We start from the raw sequence: 414 nt of genomic DNA, 5'->3' as shown, positions 1-414 counted from the left end.
CTGAAGGACTGGAGCGAGCGTTCGGGCGCCGAGCATTCGGCATCCGCGATCTCGGGCCGTGCGTTCGGCGCGCTCTCGGGCATCCGCGATGCGTTCATCTTCGCGCTGAGCCCGCCGCCCATCCCTGAACTGGGTACCGGCACGGGCTTCAACTTCCGGCTGCAGGACCGCGCCGCCCAGGGCCACGACGCCCTGGTGGGCGCGCGCAACCAGCTGCTGGGCATGGCCGCGCAGAGCAAGGTGCTGGCGGGCGTGCGGCCCGACGGCATGGAAGACGCGCCGCAGATGCAGATCGACATCGACCGCGACAAGGCGAACGCGCTGGGCGTGGGCTTCGACAGCATCAGCAGCGCGCTCTCTACGGCGCTGGGTTCTGCCTACATCAACGACTTCCCGAACCAGGGCCGCCTGCAG

Annotated in this window: 1 protein-coding gene; it reads left to right on the top strand. The window is 69.8% G+C overall.

Annotation, left to right across the window (positions count from 1 at the left end):
- Nucleotides 1-414: efflux RND transporter permease subunit (locus tag AC066S_RS39700; RefSeq protein ID WP_478272048.1), on the top strand; the 414-nt coding region annotated here is incomplete at both ends.

The organism is Bradyrhizobium sp. CFUWI, assembly GCF_056429085.1.
The sequence above is the reverse complement of the archived record's forward strand: the minus strand, read 5'-3'. Positions and strand labels throughout refer to the sequence as shown.